Raw genomic sequence first — 11,916 nt, forward strand, 5'->3', positions numbered from 1 at the left:
GATGCTGGTTATGGATGATTATGAAACAAAAAAAGAGAACCGGTCCAGACATCATCCAGCCGATTGGCGTTCGCCACTATCGGCATCGTCGTGGTTGCACCGGTTCTTCCTGTTTTCAAAAGTGTCGGATTGTTTTTTAAGGCAACGTTCACTGCGTTTCGCGATTCGCTCGGTTGTCGGCTCCGGTCAATATCCATCGCTGCCATCCGATTGGCAGCCCGATTTTTCACAGGTATAGCCGCACAGTCATTGACATTCGGTTACGCTGGATTGCTTTCAATTCAATAATAAAGAAAAAAATAAACGGTATTTAGCACTTTTAGTGGAAGCCCCGCACCAAGTCAAGGGCAAAAGGGTTTTTGGCTATTGTTCAGGCAGGTTGGACTTCTAAGGAGAGGGGGCCGGCAACCGCTTTCCGGGATCGCTGGCAAAGCGCCCGAAAGAAGGCGTCGGGCGCATCAGCTTTCTGTTGGGGCGCCGTGGGTCAGGCGTCATCCATGCCGTTATCGTCGTCGGATATATTAATGGATTTTTTCAGGTTTTTGATAAGGCCTTTCTCTTCGAAATCGTCATCGATTTCATCGTCATCGAGCAGGTCATCCACATCCATGTCGTTCTTCTCGTCATCCTCGACCTCGGTCTCTTCCAGCGCCTCTTCTTCTTCGCCGGCATCGAACATTTCCCGTTCCTCAAAGAAAAGCTCGGCCGACGTGTTGGCGCCGGGCTGGAACATCTCGGCTACGGCGTCGGCGATACGCTCGGTATAGATCCCCGGCGGATACATATTGTTGGTACGCAGGGCCTGGATCAATGCACCGCGATTCCTGACCATGGCGGCTTCGATTGCCGCTACATCGTAGGTTTCTTCACAAAGAAGAGAAAGCATTTCCTTGTCCAGTTCGGCGTATTCCTGGATGGAGAGTTTCCCGTTCTCATTGTCCAACAAGACCACGTATTTTTGTTTCATTTGCGTCTTCCTCCAGAGGCGATAATCCGCCACATATTTTTTGTGCACGGAGGAACATCATAAAACATCTTTGATGTCAACCATCATTTAAGGGATTGACGCTGAGGATTCAAAATGATAGTGGGTCGCCTTATCCCAGTGGAGGGATGGCCGAGTGGTTTAAGGCGGCGGTCTTGAAAACCGTTGAGCGAAAGCTCCGTGGGTTCGAATCCTACTCCCTCCGCCATAACGCTAAACAATCATGACTACCTTTCAGGAGAGATGGCCGAGCCGGCTGAAGGCGCTCGCCTGCTAAGCGAGTGTGGGGGGAAACTTCCACCGAGGGTTCGAATCCCTCTCTCTCCGCCACTATCAAGGATTAAGGCCAATCCAGCATAGTTTGGATTGGCCTTTTTCTTTAGTCGTTTTATAAAATCGTTACAATAATCGTTACAATGCGCTCGAAAAAATAGAAGCTACACACAGCCCGCAATTTATGATGATTTAGATTTGGGCGCCGCGACAACTTGTAGATGCGATTTTTTTGGGTTGTCCAAAATATTGGCTACCTGCTTCATGGCAGGAGAAAGACCTTTAAGATAGTTGTCGGTTGTCGTTGGGCGTTTGTGCCGGAGCATTCTTTGAATCTCTCTAAGGGTCGCCTTACCTGAATCCTCCAAAATCATGGCTACATGATGGCGGATTGCCTGAAAGCCAAATTTTTTGACGCCGGCCTTATTGCACAACCGGGCCATCATTTCCCGAATACGCATATTGTCTTTTGTATAGATCGCACCGTCTGGGGTGGTAAAAACATGGGGACTGGATTTATCACGTTCACGCCATCTTTTTGCCAAACACCTATATAAGGTTTCGGACATTGGAATCAGATCGGATTCCATTTGCCCGCCTTTTCGCTTCCGCGTCCGAAGCTTTACCGTTCGTTTCTCAAGATTAACGTCCCTCCATTCCAAACGCAAAATTTCGGATAATCGCCCTAACGTATGATAAAGCGTTTGAATGAAATCAAGCTCCCAATCGGAGGCGACGAGGATAACCCTATCCAAATCTTCAGCCGGCGGCACGTAGCGTGGTGATTCCTCCTCCGGATATGGTTGCAAATTTACAACTGGATTGTGCTGAATAATAGTTTGCCGGTTAGCCCAGGTGAAAAGCGCCTTGAATTCCCTTAAATCCCGGTTGGCCGTTTTGTTCCCGTCCGATCCTTTGCGTCGGATGAGGAAAGGATATTTCTCCAGAAATTCTTGTTGCTCCTTCGTTAGCTCGCTTTCATCCATTCTGGCCAAGTTGTTGGCATCTTTCCGAGCCTTGAGGTATTTAACAAAGTCAGGCGGGCTTAAATCCTCGATCACCGGATCTTGTTGGAGAAATGTGATAAAACTTCGGAAAACGAACGCTTTTTGCCGATAAGTGTTCTTTTGATGGTAATCACTGGAATAGCTGCCCAAATATTTATTTGATACCAGCGCAAAGGTTAAAGGGGTCTCCTCGGGAACCTGTTGTTCCGGGTGTTTGATTCGATACCGTTCGTTTTCTTCCCATTCCGCCGCCGCGGATTTTGTCGGGAAGCCTTCTTTTTTGAATATTTTCCCGTCCAGCATAAACCGGACGAACCAACCCCGCTTCGTGGCCTTGTGTTTGTATTGTGCCATTGTCTTTCTTTGCTCCTGCCTCTTGTTCAAGGAATTCAATGACTTTTGCGACGATAAACCGAGCTGATTTTAAATTGCGCCCTTCACCGACAAAAAAGTGCGGGAGCCGTCGCCATCCTTTTCTTAAAGTGCTTGTACTGGTTAAAAGGGCTTCTGCCAACCCATGTATATTCACTACGTCAATTGGAGAGCCACCGCTAACAACCGATGGTCGTCTCGAATGAGAACTCTGCATGCTGCTCTGCCACCCTCTCCGGGTCCGGCAACATTATCAAGCAAATCGGTCGAATAAGACCTGTAATTATTTCGGAAAGGTGGCAACCCATTTGGATTGCTCGTAATTGTATGGGGTGGCCAGTGCACTTTGGCGGGGGCCGTAACATAATCAGGTTAGACCCTGTTAAAAATTTTTATTACAAAACTCTATCCAATACTAATGATCCTCTGCCCTCCTTTCCTCGCGAAATTTTTCCTGGCGTGCGGCGCCTCCACACCTGGTTGAACAATAGACCCGCTCCTTAGCGGTCGGGCTGTAAAAGAAGCCATCACAACGGGGGCATTGCCCGAAGCGCCGGGGGCTGAAATCCAGATCACGAATGATCTCGATCAGCCACAAATCCATAATTTTTTTCAACGCATTGATTTCATTACCGCGCTTGACCTTGCGCAGCTGAAATCGTTCATGAAATCGATTTTCTATGGGATTCAACCTAAATGATACCGATCCGCTGATCTGCCACATCCGCATCTCCCCCAACATCTGTTTGTTTTCGACGATGCTGGCGATACGGGAGCGAAGGCGCTGCTGTAGCGAACCCAACATGGTTGTCAGCTGGTCATCTAACTTCCAGTCCCGATTATGGGGGTGCAACGCCGGATGCCGATGCAAATGATCAAGAACACGAGTCTGAAGATGCTGGCCAGCGACCGTGGTGATGTCGGCGTTTGCAAAATCAATCAGCAAGTCCAGTTCAACCCGCCTTTCCTCGACCACCGCCTTCGATTTTTTTGATGTCCAGTATCTCACAGAATTTTCACTCATCATATTTATTCTATTGACATTCATAAAATCTCTGCTAATCTAAAGATAACGCAAATTACTATAAATAGCGTTATTTGTAGAGATAGATATAGCGTATGATCCGAGCCTTGTCAAGGACACATTTTCACAAACTACCAAAACAGGAGAGAAAGGTCAGAACCGATACAGTTAAAGCATCAAATATGTTAAACATAAGAATCAATTAAATTAAAAACAGTAAGTTACCTTTGATCCGCCTCTCTCCGCAAGGAGAGACACATGGAAAAAGGTCAAATTCCAAAAAGCAGCACCCAGGTTCAACCCTCCCCGGGAGACTCGAAAGAGCACCTGACCGACAAATACGCGACCTGTCGGGAAGACATCGCTGAAGTGGCCATCGCCGATATTCAGCCCTGCCCCATCATCCCGGATTACAAGACGCCCACCCTTTCCACCCAGCCGATTGTCGTTCGGACGCCGGCCGCGTGCTTTTGTATCGATGGATTAAACATCATTGAGCAGACGAAGGCTGCCGGGCAGTCAAGCATCCGATGCCATATCTACCACATAGCCCAGCACTCCATTATCGAGCTGGCCATCAGGAAAGCAGCCATTCGGGTCATGCCCCAGGGCGGCAAGTGCTCGTATGTCGAATTGGTCCGCAACACACATCGCTTACGTCAGGCCCTTGAAAGCACTTCTGATGACTTGGGGATGTTCACCCATGGCGGTGATCGACGTGGCGTTGGCTTTACCGATTCCAAAGCAAGCAATGTTCGGGTCGTGCTGGGCAGTCGCCTCAGCAAAAAAACCACAACCATCAGCAAGTACCTGCAGCATGGCGACAGTCTTAACGATGCCGTCATGGAAGAGCTGGTCAATTCCGGTACCCCAAAAACATTCTTTGAAGCTGTCCAGACACAGAAAGATATCAGGATAACCGCATTACGCGCCGAAGGAAAAAACGAAACAGCCATTATGGCGGAGATATCCAGTCTGGTGTCTGCCTGGTGGAAAGAATCCCAGCGGCCTACTCAGTCAAAAACTACGCCGCCAGAAAAACCGCAGCCCCCACAACCAACGCGAACCACTGGTCCAACCAGCAGCCTCACTCCAAGGGGTAATCGGGATACCGCACCAACACCAAGAAGCCCTCAAATTGATTCTGGTGGCAACCCAGATCCGCCGGCCAGCGATCCAATACCCACCGATGAAACCGCTCCGAAAGCCGAGCTGAAAAGAATCGGTGAGGCACTTATTGAAATTGCCGATGGTCAGGAAAGCCCCACCCCGCAACAAATCGAACGTATTCGAACGTTAATCGTCGATCTATCGGCGTTGCTTTCGCGTATCGCCGATCCTATCGGTCCTGAAGAGGGGGAAACTGGAGGGGCCGTTTAATGGGGCAACTAATTTATTTCTGTGCCGGGGCAGATGCCATTAACCTGCCGACGTCGCCAATTGATGGATTGTTAATCAACGTTTTAGACCATGGCTCCACTCCCGCAAAGATCAAGGCCGCGAGGAAAATGATTCGGAAAGCTAATTCACGCCATAAGATGGAAGATTCAGGCGGCTACCCACTTTTAAAAGCAGAGGAAAAGGGCAAGGTAATAACCTTCGATCCAAGCCTTCCATTGAAAAACACAGGCAAGGCTTTGAACATATCGCCGCAACAGGTCATGGAAGCGAATGCCATACACCAACCCGATATCGTCATTGGGCTGGATTGGCCAATTCGAAAGCTTGAAACCGACATCCAGAAGCAGTTGGAGTTCTATAAAAAGCTCGAGTTCAACGTGCCATGGGCTTTTGAGTCCTTTGCCTGGAAGAATGCCCTTATACCCAGCGTCCAGTATTTCCAGCCCTTGCAGTGCTACAACCTCGATCATCTCGACATTTACCTTAATAAAATACGGGGAGTACTCTTTGACGGCGTGTCCATGCCGGTTCGTAATATCAAGGCGGCAGAGCTGGCTCTATTTTTGGTTAGCTTCTACCAACGGGGAATAACAAGGGTCCACCTGCTGGGAACGTCCAGCTTTCCGGTCATCGTCATATGCGTCTATGCCGCCTGGAATCTTTTAGATTGGGTGTCACTCGATTCAACGACGTGGCGATATGCAGCCGACAAAGAAAGCTTTATCAGCCCTTTCGATTTATCGAGGACGGACCTGCGCGCTTACGTTCAGGTGCCGGCGACCAAGTTAAATCCTTGCCCATGTCCGTTTTGTCGCGGACGGAGTTTTCAATCCATCCAGGCGATAGCCCCACGGAAAGATAAACTCCAGTTCCTCCGTGAACACAACTGGCTGGCGATAGCTAATTTGGCCAACGAACTGTATGCCAATGGCTACACGATCCCTAATCTTGAAAAAGAGCTGCGTTTCAGATGCCGGAATCAACGTCAGGTCGAGAGCCTCATACAAATACTATCCGTCGTTGATGCCTTAAAGGATAGCGATATTTCCCTGCTACAAACCGTCCTGGCTTCAAACCCATCAGGTCGGCAGCGAACCCGTTTGGCCGGGCGGCAAACCAGCACGAAAAAATGCCCTCGGCAGCCGACCGGGCAAACAACCTAAACTTCTCACCCGGTCGATAGCCAAGTTACCCGGTAACAAAAAGAAAAAGTCTTACAGGAGGTAGTAAATCATGGCAACGGATAAAAAAGTGAGCATCACAATCAGCATTGAAAAAGTTTATAGGGACCAGCTTCGAACCATGGCGGCCAAACGGAATTTACATGACCCCGACCAGCTTACATCCGCTTCGACCATAGCCCGCGAGATCATATGCCAGCATGTTGATGAGCTTGACCGGGTCGAGGCTGGTTTTGTGTCGGACAACACTCTAAGAAGAAGGGAGAAAAATGAAAAAGATGAACTATAACAACAAGTTTATGACAGCTCATGATGAACTGGTCAATTTTTGCAGAAAGTGTGAAAAAGATGGAAAAAAAACGTGCGAGTGGATTGGCGTTGGATGCAAGAAATTTAAAGGGGAGTTGGAACGATTGTATTATGAAAAATTGTATCCTTTCCACCCCTGTACTGAGGAATGTTTACCCCTTCCTGCATGTCAACGCAAAAGACACTGTGATGAATACTGGTTCTTTATTCACTCCAGATGTACTGCTGAAAATGAGTTGAAAGACCTCGTATCTTTTTATGCGAGTGATAAGAGTCCGTTAATAGGTGGTCCTCGGCTTGTGATTACAAAAGAATATATCAACTCCGATCCGCGTTTGAAAAAGGAAGTCGATTTCGATGTTACTGAGAAATACATAACGGAAATGAAAAGTTCCGCTTATTATACCGAGCTGTTAGATACGGTTAGGCAATATCAAGAATACTGCGATCTCGCTGACCAATTCCCGGATGAAAGCTTTTTCAATCACGAGTTTTATACCGGTGAGCCCGCATCGTATTAAAAATCTAAGTTTGACGATCGAACAGGGTAATCTCTATCACGGGTTTGCCCTGTTTGTTTAAGACACATCGAGAAAAAAGGAACGAATAATCTTATGCTGCTCACATTCAAAACAACGCTTGCCAGCCCAAAGCCATATAACTCCATGCTCGGTGAAAAATATCTGGCACTGCTGGAAGCCAATAAAGGCAATATTTATAGTGGATCGTTCGGCGTGTACCTGGCCAGAATGGTGGTGGTCAACAGCCAGGAACTGTATCAGCCACTGATTGACATCGATGGTGCTGATGGACTTGAGGGTCAAGACAGGACCATCAGTGCCATCACCTTCGCACAAGCAACCTTGAAAATGATTAGCGCCCTCGGTGCCACAGACCATTTCAAATTCATTGCAACCGGTGGTACCGGATTTCGAGCCGTATCCAACCTGCTCTTTAATCGCACGGCATATCTGGCGTTCGTGGATTGGATGCGCTTCGAAATGCCACACCTGCACGATCTGAACCCTTCCACACAGATAGATTTTCCTCACCAGATGTTTGCATATAAAGGCGATCCTTTTCAAACCGAGAAAGCGCTTACAGACGGTCACAGCACCATTATTGAGAAGAATTTGCTGGCCCAATCCGCGTTTACGCTTGATGACTATTTACAGATAACCGCTGGCAGACCAGATCCCGATGAAATTATCGCGTGTGTGCAATGGCTGATCGCAGGCCCCGTCATTTCTGATCTGAAGTCGATTGGCCCGTTGGGTGAGCGCATTGAGCAGTACCAACGGATTGCAGCCGACTTCAAAGTTAATCCGTTCAGCTATATCCAGATCAGAAAGGATATGGAGCCGGTTGGATTGACCGCGATGCAGGAAATGATCGGTGAAAAAGGCCTCGTATCGAAGATTGAAAAAAGGGGAGATGCACAGGCAATCTCCTTCCGAGGGCTTCAGTGTCCGGTATGCGGTAAAACAACAGTCAATGCATGGGCATGTCCACCGAATTACCAATTGCGTTGTTTTAACATTCACTGTGACGCTCACAACGGCATGCCATTGCATCGCTGGGCGGGAATCAAAAATCCCGGTGGCTTGTACAGATCATCGAAAAACGGTTTTGATCTTTCCGTTCCCGATCAGCATATCAGCCTCGAAGATGCCAGAGACCTGATCGTTCAGGAATTGAGCACCCGTGATGATGCCCTGATTGTCGTAACACCAGGCGCTGGGAAGACCCATGTGTCGCTGGAGGCAATCTCACAGATTGGCAATGATCATATCGTTATATACGGAGCCTTCAACAGGGATCTGCAAAACGAGGCGTATTCCAAGATCTGCGAACTGGCAGGACATAGCGATGGTTTTTATTTTTTTCAACCTCGTGAACAGACTTGTTTACGCCCCGCTGAATTAAAGAACATCACCGATAGGGGATTCTCCCCATCCGAAATTTTATGTTCCCGATGTGAGTATCGTGACACCGTCTGCGAATATTACAGCCAAAGGCGTGATTTCGGACCTGGCGTTTACTTTGTTACGTTACACATGCTGCAATACCTTCAGGATCGAATTCCCACGCCCGATCTGATCATCCTCGATGAGAATGTCAAAGCCGGGTTGATGCTTGAAGATTCCTGTTCAGAGCTTCAAATGAAGTCCGTATTGATGGTCGTCAATGGCACGGATGCTGTCATAGTCCGGCATCTGCTCAACATCGTCCAGCAGATATCCACGAAGCTGGTCGATACAGGCGGCCATCCGATGATCATCAACGGTCGTAAAATGACTGACGCAAACAATCAGGAAACCACCATCATCGAGCTGCTGGCCAAGCGCATGAACATGACCGATGAAGACATGATTGACAGCCTGAGTTCCCTCTCAAAATCGCTCGATAGCCTGTCCAGGACCAACCTGTTCCGGCAAGAAATCGATCTGAATGCCATTACATGGATTCAGGGTCTGACCTCGCCCAGCACCCTCTCTTTCGTTCATATCGCCAAGAATGGGGATGTGAAATTCAGCATCAAACGAATTACGCGGATCGGACTTCACGACACGCCCATCAAGATCCTCGATGCCACCGGTGATGCTAATGCTTATGGCGCTTTGCTCAACAGGAAGCTGAAAACCGTTCGAGCCGATGTAACCTGGAACAGTAACCGGGTCCATATAAAGATCAACACCAGTCGCAAGACCATGCAGTTTTCCAGAGAACCGAATCTTACAAAATTGCTCATTGAAATGCTCAGCTACACTAAATCCCAACATATCATGGTTGTCACCTATATGAAAAATGAGAAAAACGTTCTGGATATCCTGAGCAGAATCGACCCAACCAGAAAATTCATGGGCTATCATTTCATGGGGCCTCGTGGGATTAACAGCTATCAGGGGTGTGATGCTGTACTGGCAATTGGATTGCCATATCCAAATCTGAACAGTGCCGCCCAAGATGCCTGTATTCTGTTCCCAAGAGCTAAGGATGCTGACAAACGCATGGAATGGACAGAAGCGTGCATGCAATGGGATTTTGTCCAAAGCATTCACAGGATCAGACCTGTTCATAAATCGAGTGTGGACATCATTCTGGCTGCTAACCGATGGCCATCCATGCTCCAAACACCCGACGTTGTAATCGACAGATCTCAAAATGCAAACTGGAAGGAGTTGGCGATACAGCGATTGAAACCGTTTGTCGAGGACTTCGGATTCTTGAATCAAGATATCGGTTTTCTGGCCAACGTATATGTAAAATCAAAAGACACTATTGCCAAGCGATTTCAAGTAAAAATATCAAGATTGATCCATGATGTGAAGGATATAATTCCCGAGCTTAAAGGCAATCATATGACCAGCCAATTGTTTGGTTCGGAAGAGATTAGTAGCAGTGGATATACCTGCTTAAAAGATGACGATGAATTGGCTGAAAATGAGAAGATTAAGTTAATTTTGGCTTTAAAAGAATTATTAAACCAAAATTCACTTGAACATAAAAAATTATATGCTCGGTTAGTTAATCTAATCCAAAAGCAATCAATCGTATGGACCAATGAGGATATAATCCTTTCCAACCCTAATCAATGGTCGGTGCTGTTGAATCACTTCAAAGAGACGAATCCTCACTTTGAGAAATTTGAAATCAAACTTCCACATGCTCGTGGTAATGCTGTTATCGGTGTTGGAAATCCTGATCGGGTCAGGGATTTTTATGGCCATATTGATAAGCTTGGGGTTGTTGGTCGGGTAGATATTGATACGTATCAGCCAGTAGAAGCTTGCATGCAGCCTGTAAATCCGATTCCAGCCGGATTGGTATCCATCTGTATCCCCGAGGATCAGGATACGGCATACGTTGGTGTGGGATCTGAATTTAAGGCGATACCGTTGAATGCCGCACCAGGGGAGCTTCGAGCGTGCTTTGAAGGCATCGTTGCTGGTTCTGACATCACGATCGTTACCAACGACGGCAAGCAAGTGGCCAAGGCTTTTCTTTCTTGTGGATTGCAGAAATGCAAAATTATCGATGTCGTTATTGCGGAAAAGCTCATTGCCAATGGTGAGGTGGAGTATCGGGCCTTGTCGCTTAAAACGGTTTTCAGTCGCTATGAAATGCCGGATGGAATGGAAAAAAGTGGAGTCGTTCATCGTCTGACTGAAATTTGGAGCAAACAAGAGCCGTTGATTCAATCGGCTGGACTGGAAACGGTCTTTGGCATCGAGACGCGGTTGATCTGGGTCACTGCTGGGATTGAAGCCGCCGGCATAGGAATCGATGTGGATACTTTGCTGCAGCTACACGATGACCTCGGCGACAAAATCGATACCCTGGCTGCTGAGTTGGAAAAGTCGATCCCGCCAGATATTCCACTCCATGATCGTGGCAAGATCCAAGAATATCTGAATTCAACCTACGCCCTAAAGCTGGCCAAAATTGATGAAGAATCGATGCAATGGATATCGAACGCAGATGTAAGAAGACTGGTCGGTAGTCTGATTGAGTATTGGAAAGCTGGCCGTGAGCGCCGGAATGTCGAATCGTACATGGCCATGACCGGTGATGATGATCGTGTTCGTGATTCAATCGAGCAGTTGAACACCAAAACCGGACGTTTTTATCGCCATTTGCAGACAGTTCAGAAAAATGGGCCGATGCGGTCGTTGTTCTGTGCCAGGGATGGATACAAATTCGTCGTGGCGGATTATTCCCAACAGGAGGCCAGGATCATTGCCGGGCTTTCGATTGATGCAGCGGCCATCGCTCTATTTGAATCGGGTAAGGACATCTATCTGGAAACGGCCAAGGCGATTGTCGGTGATCGTTTAAAAGCAAGCCGTCTACGGGCATTGGGAAAGGAAATAGTCCTGGGATTAAACAATGGCCGGTCTGCGTATTCGATCTATGACGGGTTGGCCCGTTTGGGGTTTGGGTATGACCTGGACGATGTTCAGGGCATGATCTTGCGATACAACATGGAATTTTCAGGGATGAAGGCATGGCGGGATGGTATTGAATCGTCGGCAGTGAATGACGGCTGCGTTTCGACACCATTAGGAAGGCGACTCAAGGTTAATAAGGATACGAATCCCAATTCATTGATCAACTATCCGGTTCAGGGCACCGCAGCCGATGGGTTCAAGATGGCCCTGATTCGATTGGAAGATGAATTGATCGGGAAGGACGCCCGGATCGTTCATATCTTGCATGATGAGGTGATCGTCGATGCAAGGGAAGATATCGCCGCTACTGTGGCTATGATTATTCAAGACTGCATGGAACAGGCATTCAAGGGCATATTACCGGAAGTGCCAATGGTTGTGGAGCCTGTGGTTCGGGATTCATGGGAATGAC

Annotated in this window: 9 protein-coding genes and 2 tRNA genes; 7 read left to right on the forward strand and 4 right to left on the reverse strand. The window is 47.8% G+C overall.

What is annotated here, in order from left to right:
* Nucleotides 1-8 precede the first annotated feature (8 nt).
* Both GN111_RS17710 and GN111_RS17715 read right to left on the reverse strand, forming a co-directional pair.
* Complete coding sequence (locus tag GN111_RS17710) at nt 9-197, reverse strand: hypothetical protein (RefSeq protein WP_155305025.1); 189 nt, start codon at nt 195-197, stop codon at nt 9-11.
* A 287-nt stretch (nt 198-484) separates the two neighbouring features.
* Nucleotides 485-967, reverse strand: coding sequence for a hypothetical protein (locus GN111_RS17715; protein WP_155305026.1), 483 nt, complete (start codon nt 965-967; stop codon nt 485-487).
* A 140-nt stretch (nt 968-1,107) separates the two neighbouring features.
* Between GN111_RS17715 and GN111_RS17720 the strand changes: the two genes are divergently transcribed.
* A tRNA-Ser gene (locus GN111_RS17720) sits at nt 1,108-1,193 on the forward strand.
* Nucleotides 1,194-1,222: 29 nt separating this feature from the next.
* A tRNA-Ser gene (locus GN111_RS17725) sits at nt 1,223-1,315 on the forward strand.
* Between the two features lie 125 nt (nt 1,316-1,440).
* Here GN111_RS17725 and GN111_RS17730 read toward each other — a convergent pair.
* Nucleotides 1,441-2,619 carry a tyrosine-type recombinase/integrase gene (locus tag GN111_RS17730; protein WP_155305027.1) on the reverse strand — a complete coding sequence of 393 codons (1,179 nt, stop codon included), beginning with the start codon at nt 2,617-2,619 and terminating at the stop codon, nt 1,441-1,443.
* Between the two features lie 433 nt (nt 2,620-3,052).
* On the reverse strand, nt 3,053-3,685 hold the full coding sequence (locus GN111_RS17735; RefSeq protein ID WP_155305028.1) for a hypothetical protein: 633 nt from the start codon (nt 3,683-3,685) through the stop codon (nt 3,053-3,055).
* Nucleotides 3,686-3,919: 234 nt separating this feature from the next.
* On the opposite strand from GN111_RS17735, the gene GN111_RS17740 reads away from it, so the two are divergent.
* From GN111_RS17740 to GN111_RS17760, 5 genes are all read left to right on the forward strand, one after another.
* On the forward strand, nt 3,920-5,041 hold the full coding sequence (locus GN111_RS17740) for a hypothetical protein (RefSeq protein ID WP_155305029.1): 1,122 nt from the start codon (nt 3,920-3,922) through the stop codon (nt 5,039-5,041).
* Nucleotides 5,041-6,225, forward strand: a complete 1,185-nt coding sequence (locus tag GN111_RS17745) for a hypothetical protein (RefSeq protein WP_155305030.1) — start codon at nt 5,041-5,043, stop codon at nt 6,223-6,225. The genes GN111_RS17740 and GN111_RS17745 overlap by 1 nt, the downstream gene beginning before the upstream one ends.
* A 70-nt stretch (nt 6,226-6,295) precedes the next feature.
* A complete protein-coding gene (locus GN111_RS17750; protein WP_155305031.1) occupies nt 6,296-6,532 on the forward strand; it encodes a hypothetical protein in 237 nt (78 codons plus the stop codon).
* A complete protein-coding gene (locus tag GN111_RS17755; protein ID WP_155305032.1) occupies nt 6,513-7,073 on the forward strand; it encodes a hypothetical protein in 561 nt (186 codons plus the stop codon). Before GN111_RS17750 ends, GN111_RS17755 begins: the two co-directional genes overlap by 20 nt.
* A 93-nt stretch (nt 7,074-7,166) precedes the next feature.
* Complete coding sequence (locus GN111_RS17760; protein ID WP_155305033.1) at nt 7,167-11,915, forward strand: DNA polymerase; 4,749 nt, start codon at nt 7,167-7,169, stop codon at nt 11,913-11,915.
* Nucleotide 11,916 lies beyond the last annotated feature (1 nt).

The organism is Desulfosarcina widdelii, from assembly GCF_009688965.1.
Classification (GTDB): domain Bacteria; phylum Desulfobacterota; class Desulfobacteria; order Desulfobacterales; family Desulfosarcinaceae; genus Desulfosarcina; species Desulfosarcina widdelii.